Here is a 21,782-nt window from a genome sequence, read left to right as displayed (position 1 = left end):
CCCCTTGGCCCTAGTCATTGTCCGTCGTGGCGCTTCCCGCACCCCGGCGGGATTCGTCCGTGGCCGGCACCGTTGTTTTCAGCGCGAAGGCGTTAAGGCCATCCAGCACGCTCTGGGAAACCATCGGCAATCCGCATGGCTGCGGCTGCGGCACATCCAATGCGATGGCAGTGCTGATCGTCACCGCAAGTTGGGTGTGCCCGCGCCATTCATGCGCAGCTTGGCGATCAAAGCTGCCGTCTGGGGCGATCTGCAACCGCCCCTCTGGCCAGACCGCCGCCAGGGACTTGCCGCAGATTTGTGCGGCGCGGGCCAGAAACGGCAGCAGCAAGATCGGCGCGGCGACAGGATCAAGCCGGGTATCACGGCTGAACGGGCCATCGGCCAGCCGCGCGCTATCTGTCAGCGCCGCGCCCAAAGTGATCGGGCAAAGCGGCATTTGCCCCGCGCTGCGCCAATGGCCGGGTTGCGGCACGGGCCTGCCCCAATCCTCTGCTTGCGACCTTTGGGTTAGATACGCCAACAGGTTCGGGGTGGCGTCCAGCCCGCGCGCGGCCAGCCAGCCCGCCGCAACACCGGCTTCCTCGGCCAGCCCCCAACTAAAGCCTGCCCCGCGCGCGGCCTTCATGCACAGGCTTTCGGTTTCGTTCTGCGACAGGATCACGGCTTTCGCGTCACCGCTATCCTGCGTGCACATCATCTGGCGGGTCATTGCTCGTTATCGCTTGCGGGGGTCAGATCATCGGGAAAGACTTCGCCCTTATACAGGCTGATCCGCACCCATTTGTCTGATCGTGGATCAAAATGGCTGGCACCGAAAAACGCCAATTTGCAGCGCAAAAGATCAATCGGCAGCATATCGGCGGCCAGCAGATTGTCTTGAATTTCGGCGTAGGGGCAGGGGGTGGCCTGCTGCACCCGGCGCGCCATCAAGCGATGCTCGGGATGTGCCAACAGGAAGGTCGCCAGCGGCAGCGCACCGGGCCAGCGCCCAAGGTCTTGGGCCATGGCGACGGCCATTTGCGCGATGCCCAAAGGCTGTTCCAACGCAGCCCCCGGCTCGTCGAACCGCGCGCCGATGCGGGGTTCCAGCTTTTCTTCCGAGACATACCAGAACCGGGTGATGTCGCGGGGGGCTGTGTCGTCCGTGGCCAGCGCCCAGGCATAGTACTGCGTGAACGCCGCGCGGAACGCATCCACCGAAATGCTGCCGTCAAGGGTAAAGCGCGCGGCTTCATCCGCGCTCATCGTTTCGGCAAGATCGTCGATCAGAGCGCCATGCGGTTCCAGCATCATCGCCAGCAGCGCCTCTTGCCCCTCGAGCGACAGGGCGGTTTCGCCCCAAAGCCAAAGCTGGTTCCAAGGCTGCGCGCCGGTGGGGAAATGCTGCAACGCGGCCGCGATGTGCGACAGATCTTGGCGCAGATCGGCCAGTTTGGCTTGCTGGATCGGATGGTCAGAATGCCAGGTGGCGGCGTTTTGGTGCGCCTGTGTCAGCGCGCCCTGCAGCCCGGCGATGGCTTGTGATGTGGCAGAGGCTTGGGCGCGCACCCGTGCCAGTGCGTGCTCTCGCGCTTGCATCCAGTTGTTCAACAGCACCGGATGGCGCACCAGAAACGGTGCCATGCCCAGCCCGGTCGAATTGCCAACGCCAAAGCGTTTGCGCAAGTTGCGATCGAGCCGCACCGCCTGATCGCCACCTTTGATGGCAGCGATATGCTCCACCAGATCAACGGTAAAGGCACGGGTCAGCCAGACCGACAGCATCTCGGCCCGAAACGGCCCGCTCAGTTCCGGGCGATCTGCGATCAGGGTGCGGTCGGCGGCACCGAACTTGCCCGAGCCATAGACGGCTGTTGTGCGCATCAGATAGCCCACGGCATCAATCTCGGCGGCGTCGGGTTGCTGGCCTTGCGCAAGACGGTCCACCACATGCTGAAACAGCCGCACCGAACGGTTGGCGCGGCTCAGCGACAGCTCTCGCGATGAAACCCGGCCCGCCTCTTGCAGCGGCACGTTGGCGGCAAGCCGATCAAGGTCAGCGGCATCGGGGGTGCCATCAAACAGCGCAAAGGTCGCATCCCACGCGGTTGCAATCACCCGATCTGATCGCATGTGATCAGGCAGATCATGGCCAAAAGCCACCAGACTATAGGTGCGGTCCGGGCCGATGGCGCGGTAGACGGCACGGCCCACGCCTTTGGCATCCATGTCCCAGACCGGGCGGTCAAACCGCCAGCCCTCGGCAACCATCCGTCGCAGCACCGCGCGCAGAAACGACAACCGCGTCGGGTGCGCACTGCCCATCCGCGCCAGCCGCATCACTTGGGCGGGCGGGCGCATGTAGGCGGAAAGATCAGGCGTGGTGGCATGCGGATGCGGGATCATTCAGCGGCCCTTTCCTGTCTTGTCGCGACAGAGCTAAAACTGCGCGCGAAGAAATCGAGCCAGTTACCGCCCATGATTGCCGCTACCTCTGCCTGCGACATGCCAACCTCCAACAGCCCCGCCTCAATGGCGCCAAAGTGGCGGTTGTCTTGAAACCAGACCGGCATGGCCGGAAAGCCGGGGGCGCTGGCGCTGCCTTCGCCGTAATCCACGGCTTTGGTCCAGCGGCCCGAGCGCATCCATTCCACCACGGAATCCGGCTGATCCTGACACAGATCGCTGCCAATCGCCAAAGCCCTGATGCCAAACTTGTCCGCAGTGCGCGCGATCATCTGGCAGAAATCCTGCACCGAACAGGCCGAGCCGCCTTTCAAATGGTGCGGGTAAAGCGAAAAGCCAAAGATGCCGCCACTTTCTGCCAAGGCCTGCAATACCTTGTCGGATTTGTTGCGCAGCGCGGGGTGCCAAGCGGCGGGGTTGGCGTGGGTGATCGCAATCGGGCGGGTGGAATGGGCGATCGCCTCCAGGGTGGAGCGTACGGCAGAATGGCTCATGTCCACCACCATGCCCACCCGGTTCATCTCGGCCACCACGGCGCGGCCCATCCGGGTCAGGCCGGAATCCTCGGCCTCATAGCAGCCGGTCGCCAGCAGCGATTGGTTGTTGTAGGTCAGTTGCATAAAGCGCAGGCCCAGCGTGTGCAGCACCTCGACCAAGCCGATGTCATCCTCGATGCAACTGGGGTTCTGGCTGCCAAAGAAGATCGCAGTGCGCCCGGTCGCGCGGGCCAGTTGCACATCGGCAGCCGTGCGGCCCTGAAAGATCAGGTCGGGAAACCGCTCAAACCAGCGGTTCCAGGTCTCGATATTCAGCACCGTTTCGCGGAAGGTTTCGTGATAGGTGATGGTGACATGCACCGCATCCACCCCACCGCTGCGCAACTGCCGGAAGATTTTCTCGGACCAGTTGGCATATTGCAGGCCGTCAATGCGGGGTGCGGGGCGCAGGTTCATTCCGGCACCCCCGCCGCCACATAGGCAGTCTTGACCGAGGTATAAAATTCCGCCGCATAAGACCCCTGCTCGCGCGGGCCAAAGCTCGACGCACCCCGCCCGCCAAATGGCACATGGTAATCGGTGCCCGCGGTGGGCAGGTTGACCATCACACAGCCCGCCCGCATGTTGGCGCGGAAGTGGTTGGCGCGGGCAAGGCTGCGGGTGATGATCCCTGCGGTCAGGCCGAATTCGCTGTCATTGGCCACGGCCAACGCCTCGGCATAGCTGTCTACCTTGATGACACAGGTGATCGGCGCGAACATTTCTTCGCGGTTTACCCGCATATCGTTGCGCGTGGCGGCAAACACGGTGGGGGCCATGAAATAGCCCTCGGTCGCGCGCTGCAATCTGGTGCCACCGCACAGCAGTTCAGCCCCCTCGGCGCGACCAACCGCGACATAATCCAGATTCTGCGCCAGTTGCGCTTCGCTGACCACCGGGCCGATCTGCACGCCATCTTCCAACGCATGCCCCACCTTGAACGCTGCCGCCGCCGCCACCAGCTTTTCGACAAAGGCGTCATGGACGCCCGCATGCACAATCAGGCGCGAGGCTGCGGTGCATTTCTGCCCGGTGCCGCCAAAGGCAGCACCTGCCGCGTGGGCCACCGCCAGATCAAGATCGGCGTCGTCCATGATCAGCATCGGGTTTTTCGACCCCATCTCCATCTGCACCTTGGTCATGTTGGCAATCGCCGCCGCGGCGATACCACGCCCAACGGGAACCGAGCCGGTGAAGCTGATCGCATCTATGCCGCGATGTTCGACCAGCTTTTGCCCCACATCACGCCCCGGCCCTGCCACCAGATTGAACAGCCCCGGCGGGATGTCTTGCCGGGTGATGATCTCGGTCAATGCCACGGCGCTGGCGGGTGTCAGGTTGGCAGGTTTCCACACCACCGCATTGCCATAGGCCAATGCAGGCGCGATCTTCCACGCAGGTGTCGCCACCGGGAAATTCCAAGGGCTGATGATCGCCACCACGCCCACCGCCTCGCGCCGCACATCGATTTCGATGCCGGGGCGCACGCTTTGGGCATGATCGCCGATCACCCGCAACGCCTCGGCGGCATAGTAGGTAAAGAACTGCCCCGCGCGGTAAACCTCACCCTTGCCCTCGGCCAAGGTCTTGCCTTCCTCGCGGGCCAAAAGCGTGCCGATCTCGGCCGCGCGCGCCATCAACTCGGTGCCAATCGCCATCAGCACGTCATGCCGCTTCTGAATCCCCGCCGCCCACCAGATCGGCTGGGCCGCGCGGGCGGCTGCAATCGCCTCATCCAGTTGCGCGGCACTGGCTTGGGCAAAATGGCCGATCACATCGCCCAGATCAGACGGATTGCGGTTCTCGACGGTGCTTGCGCCGTCTTGCCAGCGGCCCGCAATACGGTTGCGCGTTTCAATCGTCATGGGTCTTCCTTTTTGCATCGCCTCAGGCCCGGGCCAAAGCGTCAAACACCTGTTGGCGGGTCAGCACGCCCGCCAGATCGCCATTTGCCTGCCGAACTGTAAGCGGAGCATCGGTTTGCGCCAATGCAGCATAGGCGGATTCGATGGTCTGATCAGCGGAAAGCTCGATATCTCCACCGGCTTGCCCCGGCACAGCCAGCGCCCCACAGGTCACGATCCGCGCCCGGTTCACATCGCGCACGAACCGCGCCACGTAATCATCCGCAGGGGCGACCAGAATTTCCGGCCCGGTGCCAACCTGCCGCAAAACGCCATCTTTCAGAATGGCGATGTGATCGCCCAGCAGCAAAGCCTCGTCCAGATCATGCGTGATAAACACGATCGTCTTGTGCAGCCGCGCCTGAATCTCGCGCAGTTGCAACTGCATGTCATGGCGGATCAGCGGATCGAGTGCCGAAAACGCCTCGTCCATCAGCAGGATTTCGGCATCGGTGGCAAGCGCGCGGGCCAGCCCCACCCGTTGCTGCATCCCGCCCGATAGCTGGCCAGGATAGTGGTTTTCAAACCCGGCAAGGCCCACCAAGGCGACCTGTTCGGCGCCTTTAGCGCGCGCTTGCGGCTTTGGCATCCCGTCGATCACCAGCCCATAAATCACGTTTTCCAGCACGGTCTTGTGCGGCAGCAAGGCAAAACGCTGAAACACCATCGAGATTTTCTTGCGCCGGAAACTGCGTAGATCAGCGGCATTGAGGCTTAGAACATCGGTGTCATCCACCAGAATCCGCCCCGCCGTAGGCTCGATCAAGCGGTTGAAATGCCGGATCAGCGTGGATTTTCCCGAACCCGACAGCCCCATAATCACAAAGGTTTCCCCGGCGCGGATGTTCAGGTTGATGTTGTGCAGCCCCAGCACATGATTGCTCTGCGCCAGCAACGCGGCCTTGCCCATCCCGGCATTCACCGCAGCCATCGCCGTTTTCGGATCAGGGCCAAAGATTTTCGACACCTGTTCGACACGAATTTTGAACGGAGTGGTCATGGCTTAGTGATCCAGTTTCAAGGATTTCTGCATCCGCTTGCCATAGGATTGGGCAATACGGTCAAAGATGATCGCCAGCAGCACGATGCCTAGGCCCGCCATCAGCCCCGAACTGATCTGCAGCCGCTGGATGCCCTGCAACACCTGATAGCCCAGACCGCCCGCACCGATCATCGAGGCAATCACCACCATCGACAGCGCCATCATCGTAGTCTGGTTGATGCCCGCCAGAATGGTTGGCAGCGCCAAGGGGATCTGCACCGACAGCAGGATTTGCGCGGGCGATGCACCAAAGGCACGGGTGGCTTCGACGATTTCGGGATCAACGCCGCGGATACCCAGATTGGTCAACCGGATCACCGGCGGGATGGCAAAGACAATCGTGGCCAGCAGGGCAGGGATTTTTCCGGGGCCAAACAGCATCACAAACGGGATCAGATAAACAAAGATCGGCATGGTCTGCATCACATCCAGCACCGGCAAGGTGATGGACTGCATCCGCTTTGAGCGCGACATCGCAACGCCAATCGGCAGGCCGACAACCACCGCCAGCAGCGTGGCCACGACCATCAGCGCAATCGTCGCCATCGCCGCATCCCAGACGCCGATCAGCCCGATGGCAAAGGTCATCACCGCCACCGCCAAAGCAATCCCCCAGCGGCGCGACGCCGCATAGGCCAAAGCCGCCAGCACCAGAATAACCACCCACCACGGCAACCATTGCAGGATTTTTTCCATCGCCAGCAACAGCTTGAGGATGGGCAGAAAGATCGCCTCCAGCGTCGCCCCATAGTCTGCGACGATCTGGTTGAAGCCTGTGTCAATGGCGCGACCCAAAGCGCGGACATCGAAAATTTCGGGAAAGCCTTGGGCCACGGGGTTTGCTCCAATCACCAGAGGAGGGAAGGGGGCAGCACAAAGCGCTGCCCCAGTTTGCGTTTACAGCGACGCGCGCACCTTGTCGGCTACATCGGCGGGCACCCATTGGGTCCAGATCGCCTCGTAGTTTTTCAGGAAATAGGTCGCAACTTCATCCGTTGTGGCACCATTGTCGTCGCCCCAGGCCAGCACAGCGCTGATGTCATTGTTCGGCACCTGCATCTTGCCCAAGAATGTCGCTACATCCGGCGCGCGCTCTTTCAACGACGTGACCACCGCCACCGCAACTTCACCCTTGGCCCAGCCGCTGACTTTCGGATCGGCGCAGTTGATATCCACCAGACATTTGTAGTTTTCAGCATCAAACGGCGGGGTTTCCATCCGCACCATATGATATTTGCCGATCACGTCGGTCGGCCCCCAGTAATAGCCGATGAACGGCTCTTTGCGCGAAACGGCCTTGGCAATCGAGGCTTTCAGCGTCTCGCCCGAACCCGAAGGGAACAGCTCCCAAGTCTCTTCCAGACCCAGCGCCTTGAACAGATTGTTGGTGATCGGCTCGCAGCCCCAGCCCGGAGGGCAGCCGTAAAGCCGGCCCTTTTCGGGGTTAGAGGCATCGGCGAACACCGCCCAGTTGGCCTTCAGGTCTTCAATCGACTTGATCTCGGGATGTTCTGCGGCAACGTAATCCGGCACCCACCAGCCTTCTTCACCGCCCGAGGCAAAAATGTCCGAGGCTTTGTAAACATTGCCCTTGGCCTGCATCTCATCCCAGATCGACTGCGCAGTCGAGACCCACAATTCGGGGGCCACATCGGGCTGATCCTTGCTCAGCATCGATGTGGCGGTGGGCACAGTATCGCCCGGAATAAGCTGCGCATCGCAGCCATAGCCCGCCGACATGATCTTTTGCGCGACATGCGCCAGCGTCCCCGCTGACAGCCAGGTCATTTCGGCAATCGTGATCGGCCCTGCAGTGCCGCAATCAGCGGCTTTGGCAGAACTTGTGCCCGCAACGGCCAAAAGCCCCGCAACGGCTGCGGCGGTAAGGTTGGATGTGATTTTCATGCTGACTCCCCGTTTTTGATTAGATTCGCCGCAGATGCACGCCATGCTGGGCCCGCCATGAAGGCTAGGTCGCGGCTTTGCTTCAATCAAACGAATATAAATTAAGTGAATTTCAATTAACTTGAAGTATTGATTCAATGCGCGCCAGCAGCGCCGCATCGACAAACACGCCTGCAGCTTCGATCTGCGCCCGGTTGGCCTTGCGCCGCGCCCCCGGCAGCCGCGCGCTGGGTTGGTCGGTGATGGATCCTGCCAGACGGTGCAGACTTTGCTGGAACACAGCGCCGGAAAATCCTGCGGGGTCCAACGCAATAAAACATTGCCCCGTGCCGGGCGGGCCGCCAGCGGTGCCTGAAAACGGGCTGGCCTCGCGGCTCAGGTTCGCGCCACTCAGCGCCGCCGCCAGGATTTCCACCATCAGCCCCAAGCCGAACCCCTTTTGCCCACCCGCGGGCAGCATGGACCCCAGCAGCGCTTCTTCCGCCACCGTCGTCGGCCTGCCGTCGGCATCTAGAGCCCAGTTTGGCTCAATCGGCTCACCCTTGCGGGCGCGCAGCAGGATTTCGGATTTCGCCACCACACTGGCCGATTGGTCGATCACCAGCAGCGCCCCACCCGCGCCATCCGGCACCGCAATTGCAAACGGGTTGGTGCCGATCACGGGCAATTTGCCGCCCATCGGCGCGATAGAGGCCGGAGCATGCGTAAAGCACAGCCCGACCAGCCCATCCTCGGCCAGCCGTTCGGCATGATGCCCCAACACGCCGCAGTTATAGGAATTGTGCAGGCTCAGCGCGGCGATACCGTTCTGCCGCGCCGCTGCGGTGAAATCACCCCATCCGGCATCTATCGCGGTATGGGCAAAGCCGTGCGCGGCATCTACGCGGATGCTGCCCGGCTTTGGCCGTGTGACCACAGGCGCAGCCATGCCCAGCACTTTGCCACAGCGCAGATGCTCGGCGTAGATCGGCAAGTACAGCAGACCATGGCTGCGGATGCCGTCACGTTCGGCCAGACGGATCGACCGCGCCACCGCTTGCGCAGCCGCATCAGAGGCCCCCGCCGCAACAAGGGCCCGCTGCGCCAAAGCCTCGACCTCCTCCAAACCCATCTGCTTGCCCGTCTGCACTCCGTCCGTCATCATCTGCTCCCGATCTGATCGCCGGGCAGTTTCCCCATTTGACCCGCTTCAGCCAAACGACTATTCTTTGATCCAGTTTCAATAAACCTGAAGTTCGCGATGATCCGCACCGAAGCCCTGCGCGTGTTTGCCACCGTCGCCGAATGTGGCAACATCCGCGATGCGGCGGATCGGTTGTTTCGCACGCAATCGGCGATCTCGATGACCCTGAAGCAGGTCGAAGACCAACTCGGCGCGCCGCTGTTTGAATCAGACCGCAAGCACAGCCTGACCGATCTGGGCAGCTTTGTGCTGGGCGTGGCCAAGGTGCTGCTGCGCGACCACGACACTGCCATTGATCTGATCAAGGAATACGCCTCGGGGGCCAGTGGGCGGTTGCGCATTGCCTCAGTGCCGTCGGTTGCGGCGCTGTTGATCCCGGACATGCTCGCCAGTTTTCTCGCCAGCCGCCCGAGTGCCGAGATTGATCTGGTCGATACCGACAGCGCCGATGTGCGCAAGCTGATCACCAGCGGGCAGGCCGATCTCGGCATCGCCAGCATTGGCGCAACCGAGGCCGGCCTGCTGACCACGCCGATCTTTGAGGACAACATGAAGCTGGTGTGCCGCGCGGATTCGCCCCTGGCACAGCACACCAAACCGCTGGCCTGGCAGGATCTGGAAGCTGTGCCGCTGATCCTTAATGAAACCACGCGCGGCATTCAGGCGGCCGAGTTTCAGGCCATCGCCGCCAGAACCAAACTGCGCGTGCGCAATGTGACTTCGCTGCTGGCGATGGTGCGCGCGGGCATCGGTGTCACCCTGCTGCCCGGCCTTGCCACGGTCGGCCTGCCGCCGCCTTTGGTAGAGCGCCCCTTGCGCGACGAAAGCTGCCGCCGTCAGGTCTGCCTTCTGCGCCGCGAAGGCCGCGTGCAAAGCCCGCTGGCCATCGCCTTCGAGCAACATTTCGTCTCGGCGATCAGCGCAAAAGCAGAACAACCCGGCATGATGTCAATTTTCAAATGCTAAGCTTGGCGGCCGCAACGCAATCGCGCCGCCTTCCGCAGATCGGAAACTTGCAAGATATGGTCAGCGGCCAAACCACTGCCCATTCATCGTCTATACCCAGCAACCCGGTCAGGCGAAGTGGATGTTGATCGCGATGAAATGTGGCGGAAGCGGTGGGATTCGAACCCACGGTAGGGTTCCCCCTACGCTCAGTTAGCAACCGAGTGCTTTCGGCCTCTCAGCCACGCTTCCGACGGTTTTTATTTAGCGAGGCGGGGGGGCGGGGGCAAGAGGGAAAGCGGGGCAGGTGGCAGTTTTGCTGGGATGTGTTGGAGCAGACGGCGGGCTTGCCCACACGTGGACAATGCTGGGGGCTTTAATTTATCAAAGGGTTAGAGACGAGTGTTAAGGAGTTGTTAGTATAGTGAGTGGCTGAGAACGGATGTCGGTCTTTGTATTTGCGCTACAGTTTCAGCAAAGGTGTATTTTCAAGGCCGCACAGAAAAACGATTGGCGGCCAAGCTTGGGTTGAGCCTGATTCATGATCCGCGGCCTATTCCAAGCTTTTGATCACGCGAAATCCGATCCAACTGATGCGATGATTTGGATCAAGCAACTTTCCGCGCCATGCAGATCGCGCCAAGTCGATAGACGATATATAGGACCCTCCGCGCATGGCGGAGTTTGCGCAAACCTTGCTTGCTGCTGCCCGCCATTCACTGGTCAGCGTCCATTGCTCCAAATATTTTGTGTAACACGACGCCGTCAGTTCCATCGCGTTACCGACCATGTGGCGCAGCCCCCACGCGTTCGTTGCGTCCATTGCACCGACCTTAACCGGAGCTTCGCGGGCAACAAGCTCTGGCATTTTCCGCAGCATCACAAATTCGGTCATCTGTTTGGAAAAATTGGCTTGCTCAGAGGTGAGCGTATCGCCTTGCGGAAAGGTCGTTTGCGTGCCCGCGCGGGCGGCATATTCCCATTCCGCTTCTGTGGGCAGGCGATAAGCATCTGAGCCCGTCTTTTTGTTCAACCATTCGACGTAGGCCAAAGCGTCGAAGTATGAGATGCGCAGAACCGGATATGTGCCGGTGACGTTCATTTTGACCGGATTGGGCCCCTGCCTGAACACTGTTTCCTCGGGGATATAGCTGCCGCAGCCGCCGTCCTGCACGCAGGCGATCCACTGATCATAGGTTGTCTCATCGCGCGCCATGGCGAAGGGTATGTCAACCGTTACCGGGTGTTGCGGGCCTTCATCTTCCTTGCGATATGGGTTCGCCGGATCGCCAGTGTAATTTGCCTTTTCCGTCAGGATGCGTCGAAACTCATCCTGCGGCGCACCCATCATGAAAGTTCCCAACGGTAGCTCGACCATTACGGGACAGGCGGCGCAGTCACGGAAACTGTCCAACGGCGCTGCGAGGGCGGGTAAGGCCGAGGATACACAAAGGCCCCAAGCCAAAGCCCACAGAAGACAAGATGGTCTAGGTTGGGTCATCATAATGCCTGCCAGTCAGAATGGCGTGATCGCAACACGATCATCCCAATCAGAAGAGGCCGGCAATTTTGTGGCGCCCCAACTGAAAACACGGCCGGCCGGGATCGGATCTCACCCATTAAACAAAAAGTGCAGCACGTCCCCATCTTTGACCTCGTAGGTCTTGCCTTCAACCCGGAACTTTCCGGCCTCTTTCGCCCCGGCCTCGCCCTTGCCTGCAATGTAATCGTCATAGGCCACGGTCTCAGCCCGAATGAAACCCTTCTCGAAATCACCATGGATCACGCCTGCCGCCTGCGGCGCGAGCATCCCCTTATGAATCGTCCAGGCGCGGGCCTCTTTCGGGCCGACGGTGAAATAGGTGGACAGGCCCAGCAATTTGTATCCGGCCCGGATCAGGCGGTCGAGGCCCGCTTCGTGCAGGCCCATTTCCTCTAGGAACATCGCGGCTTCGTCATCGGCAAGCTGGCTGATTTCTTCTTCGATCTTGGCCGAGATCACCACCGTGCCAGCCCCCTGCTTGGCCGCCATCTCGGCGACGCGGGCGGATTGGCTGTTGCCCTCGGCAGCCGCGGATTCCTCGACGTTGCAGACGTAAAGCACCGGCTTTGAGGTCAGCAATTGCAGCATCCGCCACTGACGCTGATCTTCCTCGGCGATCTGTAGATTGCGCGCGGGCTGCCCGGCTTCGAGCAGTTTCAACGCCGCGCGCAGCAAACGGTCCTGATCCAGCGTGTCCTGATCACCGCCGCGCAGCTTTTTCGCAAGGCCGGTCAGGCGACGCTCGATGCTTTCCATATCGGCGATCATCAACTCGGTCTCGATGGTCTCGGCATCTGCCACCGGATCAATCTTGCCTTCGACATGGGTGATGTCGCCGTCTTCAAAGCAGCGCAGCACGTGCGCTACGGCATCGCATTCGCGGATATTGGCGAGGAACTGGTTGCCCAAACCCTCGCCCTTGCTGGCCCCACGCACAAGGCCCGCGATATCGACAAAGGTCATCCGGGTCGGGATGATCTGCTTGCTGCCCGCAATCGCTGCCAGCTTGTCGAGCCGCGCATCCGGCACTGCCACCTCGCCGACGTTCGGCTCGATGGTGCAGAACGGGAAGTTCGCCGCTTGCGCCGCCGCCGTCCGGGTCAGTGCATTGAACAGGGTGGATTTGCCGACATTCGGCAGACCAACGATACCCATTTTGAAACCCATAGCGCCACCCCATTGTCCAGACCGCTTGCGGCATAGGCAGGAGTGGCGGTGCGGTCAAGGCTTTCGCTTGGGAAAGCAGCGCAGGCGGGGCTGTGGAACCCTCCGGGGGGAGTATTTTTGCCAAGATGAAGCCGCAAGGCAGGGTCAGGGCGCGGCGCGGTCAAGGGGCATTGATTTTCCGGGGTTTCCCGTGCAAACCCGGTGCGGGATTTGCAGGGATGGGCCGGGCTATGAGCAGAATCGACGACACTTTCGCGCGGCTGAAGTCGCAGCAGAAAAAGGCCTTCGTCGCCTATATCATGGCGGGTGATCCCGATGTCGCACGTTCGCTTGAGGTGATGCGGGGCTTGCCGGGGGCGGGTGTCGATGTGATCGAGCTGGGCCTGCCCTTCACCGATCCGATGGCGGATGGCCCGACCATTCAACTGGCCGGCCAGCGCGCGCTGGAAGGTGGCATGACGCTGGACCGCACCTTGCAGATGGTGCGCGATTTCCGCAGCGCCGATAAAACCACCCCGATCGTGCTGATGGGCTACTACAACCCGATCTATTCCCGTGGCGTCGATCTGTTCCTGACCCAAGCCACCGAGGCCGGGATTGATGGCTTGATCATCGTCGACCTTCCGCCCGAGGAAGACAGCGAACTCTGCCTGCCCGCGCAAGCGGCTGGGCTGAACTTCATTCGCCTCGCGACCCCGACCACCGATGCCAAACGCCTGCCGAAGGTGCTGCAAAACACGTCCGGTTTTGTCTATTACGTCTCTGTCACCGGCATCACCGGCGCGGCTGCGGCGCAGGCGGGCGATGTTGGGCCGGAAGTGGCGCGGATCAAACGCTCGACCGATCTGCCGGTGATCGTCGGCTTTGGTATCAACACCCCCGAGGCTGCGCAAGCGATTGCAGGCGTGGCGGATGGCTGCGTGGTAGGCTCGGCCATCGTCAAGGAAATCAGCACCGGCAAACCCGTGGCCGAGGTGCTGGAGTTTGTGGCCAAACTCGCCGCCGGTGCCCATGCGGCGTAAGCGTCTAAAATTTGACTAAAATTGTCATCCTCTCTGCTTAAATATCCCACGGGGGTTTGGGGGTGTGAAACCCCCAAGACACCCCCACAGTCACCACAGTAACCCGTAACCTCCCGGAGATTTTCCCCATGCAAAAAGGTCGGATTGAAGCATTCTCGGATGGCGTGCTGGCCATCATCATCACCATCATGGTACTGGAACTGAAAGTGCCGCATGGCCATGATATTGAGGCGCTTTGGCCGCTATTGCCGATCTTTTTCAGCTATGTGCTGTCGTTTGTGAATGTCGGCATCTACTGGAACAATCACCACCATATGTTCCAGGCCGTCAAACATGTCGGCGGCTGGGTGTTATGGGCCAATCTGCATCTGCTGTTCTGGTTGTCGCTGATGCCATTTGCCACCGGCTTCATGGGCGAGAACGGCTTTACCGCGCCAACCGTGGCGATCTATGCCTTTGATCTGCTGATGTGTTCCATCTCTTACGCCTTGCTGGTCAAGGCTTTGATGGCCGAGCATGGCGCGGAGTCCGATTTCGCCCGCGCGCTGGGATCGGATCGCAAGGGCAATATTTCGACCCTGATCTATGCGCTGGCGATTCCGCTGGCCTTTGTGCAACCGCTGCTGGCTTTGGCGCTGCTGGCGCTGGTTGCGGCGATCTGGATCGTGCCGGACCGGCGCTTTTCGCGCATGCCGCATTAGGGCCGGATCGACATACCTATCGACACAATGGCGAAGGCCATCGCCTTCGCCATGCGGTGCAGGTGCCGCTGAAACCGCCGGGCCTCCAAGGCCCGGCCAGCGCCCGACCCGCCGATGGCGGGCGCTTCTCGCCCGCCGGGTCGGGTGCTGGCCTCTACGGGTTTCTCGCTGATCCGACTACAGGGTGTGACCGCGCGCACGGGCGGGGAAACGCGATGCGTTTCCTTTTTCCGCCCGATGTTGATGACCCAAACGCAAGCGCACCTCCATCCTGCGGCGCACCACCGCAGATTGGCATTGCACATAACCCTTGAAATTGGTAATCATCCATTACCAATTTCAAGGAAAGGGCCTTGCCATGGCTCCGGTGATCACCTGCATCGACGATCTGAAGCAGCTTTACAAAAAGCGCACGCCCCGGATGTTTTACGACTACTGCGAAAGCGGGTCGTATACCGAGCAGACCTTTCGCGACAACAGCTCGGATTTCGCCCAGATCCGCCTGCGGCAACGCGTGGCGCGCGATCTGACCGGGCGCAGCACCGAAGTCACCATGCTGGGCAATCCTGTGGCGATGCCAGTGGCGCTGTCGCCGGTGGGCTCGACGGGCATGCAATGGCCGGATGGTGAGATCCTCGCCGCCCGCGCCGCCGCCGCCTTTGGGGTGCCGTTCACGCTGTCGACCATGTCGATCTGCTCGATCGAGGATGTTGCCGCCCACAGCCCCACGCCATTCTGGTTCCAGCTTTACGTCATGAAGGACGAAGATTTTGTCGATGCCGCGATTGAACGCGCGCGGGCGGCGAAATGCTCGGCCTTGGTGCTGACGCTCGATCTGCAAATCCTTGGCCAGCGCCACAAGGATCTGAAAAACGGCCTGACCAGCCCGCCGCGACTGACCCTGCCGAACATCATCAACATGGCCACCAAGCCGGCATGGTCGACGGCGATGCTGAAAACCCCGCGTCGCCAGTTCCGCAATATCGTCGGCCATGTGAAAGGCGTCACCGATCTTGCCGACCTGACGCGCTGGGCGAATGAGCAGTTCGACCCGCAGCTTGATTGGGGCAAAGTCAAGCGTATCCGCGATCAATGGGGCGGTAAGCTGATCCTGAAGGGCATTCTGGATGCCGACGATGCCCGCATGGCCGCCGATGTCGGCGCCGATGCGATGATCGTCTCGAACCACGGCGGGCGGCAGTTGGACGGCGCGCTGTCGTCGATCCGCGTGCTGCCCTCCATCGTCAAGGCGGTGGGCGATCAGACCGAGATCTACATGGACAGCGGCATCCGCTCGGGCCAGGACGTGCTGAAGGCACTGGCCCTTGGCGCAAAATCCACCTTCATCGGTCGCAGCTTCATCTACGGTCTGGGGGCTGCGGGGCAGGCTGGCGTGACCAAGGCGCTCGAGGTGATCCACAAGGAACTCGACATCTCGATGGCCCTGTGCGGCGTGCAAAAAGCCCGCGACATCAGCCGCGAACATGTTCTGGTGCCAAAGGACTTTGAGGGCGATTGGGCGTAACGGCGCTTTCGCAGATTGACCGCGCGTTGTGATCTAGTGTTCTGTTCCCAAGAAAGTGCGGTGTCGCGTAACGGGTGCATACAAAGGATTGTGTAATGGGTGGCGTTGTTGAACCTGTCGTTGAACCTGTGCCGGTGACGGCCACCATCTCGGGCACGTCTGGCAACGATACGCTTACCGGAACATCGGGCGCGGATACCATCATAGGCCTTGCCGGGAATGATGTGCTGTTCGGCGGTGGTGGTGGCGATAGCCTTTATGGGGGTGATGGGGACGACTATCTGGTCTATCGGCCCGGGGGTCGTCTGTTTGGCGGCGCAGGCATAGACACCGCTTATTTCGATCTCAGCGCGCGCAATGCCGGCATCAAGTTGAACAGCGTTACGGTTGGCAGCCCTCTGGCAGGCTTTGAAGCACTTTCCGGAAAATTGACGGCCTTCGACGACACTCTGTTCGCGGGGGCCTTGGGTGGCCCGGATGCCCGCGGCCCGTCCTATATCTATTCAGGTCCAAGCCTCTATGCCGGTGCAGGGCAAGACAGTCTGGTGTTGAATTACAGCAGCTTGACCATCGCCGAGCGTGTGGTTTTCGTCACGTCTAGTAGCATTGTCACAGCCGGGGTTTTTACAAATACGAACCGACTTGGGTCGGCCAATTTGTATGATTTTGAAATTCTTACCCTCTATGGCAGCCGCGGCAATGATTATGTCGACCTGTCTAACTGGGTGGGTGGCACGCGGTCGCGGCTGTATGGTGGCGCGGGCGATGACGATCTGCGGGCCGGTGCCATTGACAGCAACCTGCTGTATGGTGGCGACGGCAATGATACGTTTGTGGCAAAGTCTGGCAATGGGGCCGCAGATCGCCTTTTTGGTGGCGCTGGAAATGATGCGTTCTGGTCTGTCACCGGGCAGGATCAGGTCTTCGGTGGCGCGGGCGTGGACGAGGTCATTCTTGACCTGTCAGCTTCGACAACTGGCGTAAGCATCGGCAAGAACATAGGGGCGCTCTATAGCGACGTTGAAAACTACTATGGCAAGTTGACCAAACATGCCGACACGGTCCGATTGGTGTGGGCCGCGACGGCTTTCACGGGCAGCAGCGGCCTTTTGGATGCCGGTGCAGGCACCGACACGCTGGTGCTGGATTTTGGCCACATCACTTCGCTGGGCTATGCGGGGGTTTCCAGTAGTGGCACTGGGGGCGGTGGCAACTTTGACGTGACATTGTTTGGCTCCAATGGCGGATTGTCTGACAGCCTAAACTTTGTGGGGTTTGAGCATATCTCGCTGCTCGGCAGCGGCGGCAATGACAGCCTGCACGGCGTCGATCTGGCCGAAACCTTGCGCGGGCGCGACGGAGACGACTGGATCACCGGCGGTCGTTTCGGCGATCTCTTGGATGGCGGTGCGGGCAATGACACGCTTCAGGGCGATTCAAGTGGTAGTCCCGGTGCGGGCGATACGCTTTATGGTGGTAGCGGCGATGGCCAGTTGGACGGTGAGGCTGGCAACGATCTTCTGTTTGGCGGTGACGGCAATGATGGCCTGTTTGGCGGCTCTGGCGACGTTCGTGCCTACGGCGGCAGCGGTGACGATACGCTTGCAGGTTGGGACGGCAATGATCTGCTGAGCGGTGGCAGTGGCAACGACAGCATCGACGCCGATGTCGGCAGGGACACTTTGCTTGGCGGGCTGGGCGATGACTGGTTGGGGGGTGGTTTTGGTTCCGATTGGCTCGCGGGCGTAGAAGGCAACGACAGTCTCTACGGCGATACTGGATTTGATGAGGGCGGCGGGGCGGACAGCCTTTATGGCGGCTATGGTGATGATTTGCTGTCGGGCGATGGCGGCTCGGATCTGCTTTATGGCGGATATGGCAATGACGTGCTGATTGGCGGCAGCGAGTTTGCGATTTCCATTGACGATGACAGCCTGTTCGGCGGCAGCGGCGATGACAAACTGTTTGGCTTTGACGGCAAGGACAGTTTGTCGGGCGGGAGTGGCAATGACATTCTGCGCGGAGGCAATGGCGATGACGTGATGACAGGCGGAACCGGCGTTGATCGCTTTGTATTTGATTTCGATAACTATTCTTCAGAGGATCATGACACGATCACCGATTACACTGCGCAGGATGTCATCAGCTTTGCAAATCATGTTACGTTAAACGTCGACGATCTGACGATCACCCAAGACGGAGCGGATAAACTAATCAGTTGGAGCAATGGTTCGCTGACATTGCTCAACTACAGTGGCGCTGTGACTTTTGCATTCAGCGTCGACCAACCATTTTCCTAACGCCGCAGCAACACCCTTGCCAGCACCGGAATGCCCGCCAGCATCACCGCTGCACAGACAAACGCGAAGCGCAGGCCGAAATGCCCGGCGACAAAGCCAATCGCGGGCGGGCCGAAGAAATAGCCGAAATAGCCGATCAGCGTCGCCCGTGCGACAGCCCGCGCGCGGGCGGCGGGGTCGGCCAGCTGGCCCACCAGAGAAAACACCGTGGGCGCGATCACCGATGATCCGATGCCCATCACGATGAACCCGGCATAGGCCATCGCGGGCGTGACTGCCAAAGCCGCCCCCAGCGCGCCACTGGCCGAGATCACCGCCCCGCCGGTCAGCAGCCATACCGCGGGAAACCGGCTGGCCAGACCCTGCCCGAACAGCCGCGCCACCCCCATGGTGATCGCCATCACTGCGGGCCCCATCGCGCCATCGGCAGGCGAGCCGCCCAGATTTTTCTCGATATGCAGCGCCGACCAGTTCTCGGCGGCATTCTCGGTCAGAAACGCGATCAGCACCATCGCGCCGCCGATCATCGGCACCAGCCCCAGATGCGCCGCCGCCTTGCCCTTGGGTCGCGCCAGCCCCTCGATCCGGCCATCGCGCTCATAAGCGGCCAGGGCGAGCAGCCCCGCCAGCAGCGCCATGCTGCACAGCACCCAGGCCGGAGACCACCCGGCACTGCGCAACGCCCCGGTGGCAATCGCGCCACCCGCATAGCCAAAGCTATAGGCCGCATGGCACAGGTTCATCAGCGGCCGCCCGCTTTGCGTCTCGATCGTCGCCACCCGGGCGTTCATCAGCACATCGGTCAGCCCGGTGCCCGCACCGCAAGCCATCATTGCCAGCGGAAACAGCCACAGCGCACTCGTCTGCCCCGGCAGCGTGAACGCCACGCACATCAACAGGCACGAGATCAGCATCGCGCGGCGCCCGAACGCCACGCCCAAGCGCGGGGCCACCAGCATCGCACAAACCGCCGCAATTGGCGTCATGAACATCAACGCACCCAAATGCTGCTCGTCGATGTTCAGCATCGCCTTGATATCGGGCAAATCGGCGGCAAAAGACCCCCACAGCACGCCCATCGCAGCAAAAGCCGCCACGGCGGGCCGGGCGATGCGAAGGGTGATCAAGGCGGTCATGGCATTCTCCTGCAGCGTGCCTCCTCCTAGCCCACCGCACGACCCCTACGCCATCCCATGTCCGACACCGCAATGGTTGTTTTGATCAAATACCCGTTTCGATGCAGACCACCGCAGATCAAGCCCGAAAAACCAGCTTTCCTTCGCGGTGATTCCCCGCTATAGGCCCCCGGTCGCGCCATGCACCCTTGAACGTTGGCGGATATATATATGGAGAAATAACATGGCACGCGAGATCCTTGATCTTCACGCCGAAGTTCGTACGGGGACAGGCAAGGGGGCCGCTCGTCAATCACGTCGTGATGGCTTCGTTCCCGGCATCGTCTATGGCGATAACACGGCTCCCCAGCCGATCAAGATCCCTTACAACGCCCTGCTGAAGCGCCTGAAAGCCGGCCGCTTCCTGTCGTCGCTGTTCAACCTCAAGGTTGAAGGCCAGCCGGACGTGCATGTGATCTGCCGCGCTGTGCAGCGCGATGTCGTCAAAGACCTGCCGACCCACGTCGACCTGATGCGCCTGCACGACGAAAACCGCATCAACCTGTTCATCCACGTCACCTTCATCAACCACGAAGCAAGCCCCGGCCTGAAGCGTGGCGGTACCCTGACCGTGGTGCGCAACGATGTCGAACTGAACGTGCTGGCAGGCGATATCCCCGACCACATTACCGTCGACCTGACGGGCCGCAAAATCGGTGACGTCATCCACATCAATGACGTGGTCCTGCCGGAAGGCACCAAGGCCACCATCGACCGTAACTTCGTGATCGCCAACGTGGCGGCACCTGCTGGTTACGTCGAAGGCGCTGACGCCGAATAATCCGCAGCGGATTTGCAATCAGGGGCGCAGGGGGAAACCTCTGCGCCTTTTCTTTTGCGCAAGCGCTTGTTTCTCTTGCCCGATTTGTTCCCAAACAAATCGGGCCGCGCCTGCCTGCCCCCGGCAGGCGCGTTTCCGCGCCAGCCAGGCAGGCGCGTCCCGATTTCTTAACTGCATAGCCTGCTGCTCAACTCCCCTTGCGCAACGGCGTTCCGCCTTATGCACAACGCCCCGGAAAACTCTGCCCCGCAGAGTTTTCTTTCGGGGCGGGTCTAAGGCCGAATCGACATGCCTGCGCCTGCTTCGGGCGGAGATAGGAAACGCCTCGCGTTTCCCCGCCCGCGTGTGCGGTTTCCCCCTGTAAACAATCCCACGAGATACCCGTTGAGGCCAGCGCCCGACCCGGCGGGCGAGAAGCGCCCACCATCGGCGGGTCGGGCGCTGGCCGGGCCTTTGGGGCCCGGCGGTTTCAGCGGCATCGGTATCGCTTGGCGAAGGCGATGGCCTTCGCCACCTATCCTCAAGGGAAACCTCGATCCACGCTAGTCCCGTGATGGCGTTTGCGTCTCAGCCGCTTCACCGTCCGAGGTTGCAGCCGCCAACCCCTCTGCCTGCGCCAGAAACGCGCCGTATCGCGGATCATCCTCGGCCTTTCCGCCCGCCCTCTCGGCAATCGCCTTCACATGATCGGCGCAGCATAACGCGTGCAGCCGCGCCACATCCGGCAGCGCCATCACCTGCTCGTGCAAGGCATCAAACCGCGCCGAATAGCGAAAGGCCGACAGATCCACGCTGCGCCCGGCATCTGCATTGCGAAAATACTGCGCGCGATAGCGATCCCCCAAGGCCACAGGCGATTTCGTGCCGCGCTTCAGCCGATAGGTTTCCACCGACCGCAGCATGTAATGGTTGATCTGCGCCACCTCGTGACTGACCAGCGCCTGCGGCATCAGCGTCAGATGCGTGTCCAGCGGTGCCCAATGCGGCAGCTTTTCCCCCGCCGGATTCACCCAGATCCCCCCCGGCTTGCCCCGCTTTTGCGCGGCCTTGTCATAGTTGAACCCGCGCGGGGTATGCTCGCCCAGATGGCCGAAGAACTTCACCAGCCGAAAGATCGACTTCACAAACCGCGACGAACGGTGCTCGTCGTCATGGGCATAGGTGAATTGCCGATGCACCGGGCGATCTTCAAACACCTTGCGCCCCGAGGTGCCAAACACCCGCCAGTTGATCGACATGCCCAGATAGGGCGGCTCAGGCGCGGTCAGATCAATCAGATCGCCGATCAGCCCTTCGCCGCGGTGGATCACCAGAAACTCATCGACATCGCAGATCATCAGCCAATCGCAGCGCCGCACCGCCTTGTGCCCCACCGCTGCGTTCAGCTTGGCGCGGGTGATGCGCTGGCCGGGTTCGATATCATGGCGGATGTGATGCACCAGTCCCTGCGCTTGCAGCGCATCCAGCAACGCAGGCGAATGGTCGGTGCAGTTGTTGGTCACAACCACCACATCGGTAAAGCCCAGCATCCGATACCAGCAAAGCCATTCCACAATGAATGGGCCTTCGTTCCGCATCGAAGCTAAAACCGTTATCCGCACGCCT

The 21,782-nt window shown here is 61.2% G+C and carries 18 protein-coding genes and 1 tRNA gene; 6 read left to right on the top strand and 13 right to left on the bottom strand.

The window, feature by feature from the left end; all coding sequences use genetic code 11:
* Positions 1-10: 10 nt before the first annotated feature.
* The 8 genes from ACFOGH_RS09880 to ACFOGH_RS09845 form a co-directional block, all read right to left on the bottom strand.
* Entirely contained in the window at positions 11-712 is a 702-nt protein-coding gene (locus ACFOGH_RS09880; RefSeq protein WP_380072903.1) for a DUF3726 domain-containing protein, read from the bottom strand.
* On the bottom strand, positions 709-2,388 hold the full coding sequence (locus tag ACFOGH_RS09875) for a hypothetical protein (protein ID WP_380072902.1): 1,680 nt from the start codon (positions 2,386-2,388) through the stop codon (positions 709-711). Before ACFOGH_RS09875 ends, ACFOGH_RS09880 begins: the two co-directional genes overlap by 4 nt.
* On the bottom strand, positions 2,385-3,401 hold the full coding sequence (locus ACFOGH_RS09870; protein WP_380072901.1) for a membrane dipeptidase: 1,017 nt from the start codon (positions 3,399-3,401) through the stop codon (positions 2,385-2,387). The genes ACFOGH_RS09875 and ACFOGH_RS09870 overlap by 4 nt, the downstream gene beginning before the upstream one ends.
* The gene (locus ACFOGH_RS09865; RefSeq protein WP_380072900.1) at positions 3,398-4,849 is read right to left on the bottom strand and encodes an aldehyde dehydrogenase family protein; all 1,452 of its coding nucleotides are present in this window, start codon (positions 4,847-4,849) and stop codon (positions 3,398-3,400) included. The genes ACFOGH_RS09870 and ACFOGH_RS09865 overlap by 4 nt, the downstream gene beginning before the upstream one ends.
* Before the next feature lie 22 nt (positions 4,850-4,871).
* Positions 4,872-5,888, bottom strand: a complete 1,017-nt coding sequence (locus ACFOGH_RS09860; RefSeq protein WP_380072899.1) for a quaternary amine ABC transporter ATP-binding protein — start codon at positions 5,886-5,888, stop codon at positions 4,872-4,874.
* 3 nt (positions 5,889-5,891) lie between these two features.
* Positions 5,892-6,764: an ABC transporter permease gene (locus ACFOGH_RS09855; RefSeq protein WP_380072898.1), complete on the bottom strand. Its 873-nt coding sequence runs from the start codon at positions 6,762-6,764 to the stop codon at positions 5,892-5,894.
* 63 nt (positions 6,765-6,827) lie between these two features.
* Positions 6,828-7,835 (bottom strand): ABC transporter substrate-binding protein, encoded by a 1,008-nt coding sequence (locus ACFOGH_RS09850; RefSeq protein WP_380072897.1) that lies wholly within the window; start codon positions 7,833-7,835, stop codon positions 6,828-6,830.
* 112 nt (positions 7,836-7,947) lie between these two features.
* Positions 7,948-8,976 carry an Ldh family oxidoreductase gene (locus tag ACFOGH_RS09845; protein WP_380072896.1) on the bottom strand — a complete coding sequence of 343 codons (1,029 nt, stop codon included), beginning with the start codon at positions 8,974-8,976 and terminating at the stop codon, positions 7,948-7,950.
* Between the two features lie 99 nt (positions 8,977-9,075).
* Between ACFOGH_RS09845 and ACFOGH_RS09840 the strand changes: the two genes are divergently transcribed.
* Complete coding sequence (locus ACFOGH_RS09840) at positions 9,076-9,984, top strand: LysR family transcriptional regulator (RefSeq protein WP_380072895.1); 909 nt, start codon at positions 9,076-9,078, stop codon at positions 9,982-9,984.
* 141 nt (positions 9,985-10,125) lie between these two features.
* On the opposite strand, the gene ACFOGH_RS09835 is transcribed toward ACFOGH_RS09840, so the two are convergent.
* The 3 genes from ACFOGH_RS09835 to ychF all read right to left on the bottom strand — a co-directional run bounded on the left by ACFOGH_RS09835 (position 10,126) and on the right by ychF (position 12,673).
* Positions 10,126-10,215: transfer RNA gene (locus ACFOGH_RS09835), tRNA-Ser, on the bottom strand.
* Positions 10,216-10,516: 301 nt separating this feature from the next.
* A complete protein-coding gene (locus tag ACFOGH_RS09830; protein ID WP_380072894.1) occupies positions 10,517-11,341 on the bottom strand; it encodes a formylglycine-generating enzyme family protein in 825 nt (274 codons plus the stop codon).
* Positions 11,342-11,575: 234 nt separating this feature from the next.
* Complete coding sequence (gene ychF / locus ACFOGH_RS09825; protein ID WP_380072893.1) at positions 11,576-12,673, bottom strand: redox-regulated ATPase YchF; 1,098 nt, start codon at positions 12,671-12,673, stop codon at positions 11,576-11,578.
* Between the two features lie 230 nt (positions 12,674-12,903).
* Between ychF and trpA the strand changes: the two genes are divergently transcribed.
* From trpA to ACFOGH_RS09805, 4 genes are all read left to right on the top strand, one after another.
* On the top strand, positions 12,904-13,695 hold the full coding sequence (gene trpA / locus ACFOGH_RS09820) for a tryptophan synthase subunit alpha (protein WP_380072892.1): 792 nt from the start codon (positions 12,904-12,906) through the stop codon (positions 13,693-13,695).
* 128 nt (positions 13,696-13,823) lie between these two features.
* Positions 13,824-14,396 carry a TMEM175 family protein gene (locus ACFOGH_RS09815; RefSeq protein WP_380072891.1) on the top strand — a complete coding sequence of 191 codons (573 nt, stop codon included), beginning with the start codon at positions 13,824-13,826 and terminating at the stop codon, positions 14,394-14,396.
* A 358-nt stretch (positions 14,397-14,754) separates the two neighbouring features.
* Positions 14,755-15,921, top strand: coding sequence for an alpha-hydroxy acid oxidase (locus tag ACFOGH_RS09810; RefSeq protein WP_380072890.1), 1,167 nt, complete (start codon positions 14,755-14,757; stop codon positions 15,919-15,921).
* A gap of 95 nt (positions 15,922-16,016) precedes the next feature.
* The gene (locus tag ACFOGH_RS09805; RefSeq protein ID WP_380072889.1) at positions 16,017-18,221 is read left to right on the top strand and encodes a calcium-binding protein; all 2,205 of its coding nucleotides are present in this window, start codon (positions 16,017-16,019) and stop codon (positions 18,219-18,221) included.
* On the opposite strand, the gene ACFOGH_RS09800 is transcribed toward ACFOGH_RS09805, so the two are convergent.
* Positions 18,218-19,357, bottom strand: a complete 1,140-nt coding sequence (locus tag ACFOGH_RS09800) for an MFS transporter (RefSeq protein ID WP_380072888.1) — start codon at positions 19,355-19,357, stop codon at positions 18,218-18,220. The genes ACFOGH_RS09805 and ACFOGH_RS09800 overlap by 4 nt on opposite strands.
* A 223-nt stretch (positions 19,358-19,580) precedes the next feature.
* On the opposite strand from ACFOGH_RS09800, the gene ACFOGH_RS09795 reads away from it, so the two are divergent.
* Positions 19,581-20,177 carry a 50S ribosomal protein L25/general stress protein Ctc gene (locus ACFOGH_RS09795; protein ID WP_380072887.1) on the top strand — a complete coding sequence of 199 codons (597 nt, stop codon included), beginning with the start codon at positions 19,581-19,583 and terminating at the stop codon, positions 20,175-20,177.
* Between the two features lie 542 nt (positions 20,178-20,719).
* On the opposite strand, the gene ACFOGH_RS09790 is transcribed toward ACFOGH_RS09795, so the two are convergent.
* On the bottom strand, positions 20,720-21,754 hold the full coding sequence (locus tag ACFOGH_RS09790) for a glycosyltransferase family 2 protein (RefSeq protein ID WP_380072886.1): 1,035 nt from the start codon (positions 21,752-21,754) through the stop codon (positions 20,720-20,722).
* Positions 21,755-21,782 lie beyond the last annotated feature (28 nt).

Source organism: Cypionkella sinensis (assembly GCF_042646385.1).
In the GTDB taxonomy this organism is placed as follows: Bacteria; Pseudomonadota; Alphaproteobacteria; order Rhodobacterales; family Rhodobacteraceae; genus Cypionkella; species Cypionkella sinensis.
Note: the sequence above shows the minus strand (reverse complement) of the source record. Positions and strands in the feature narration are given on the sequence as shown.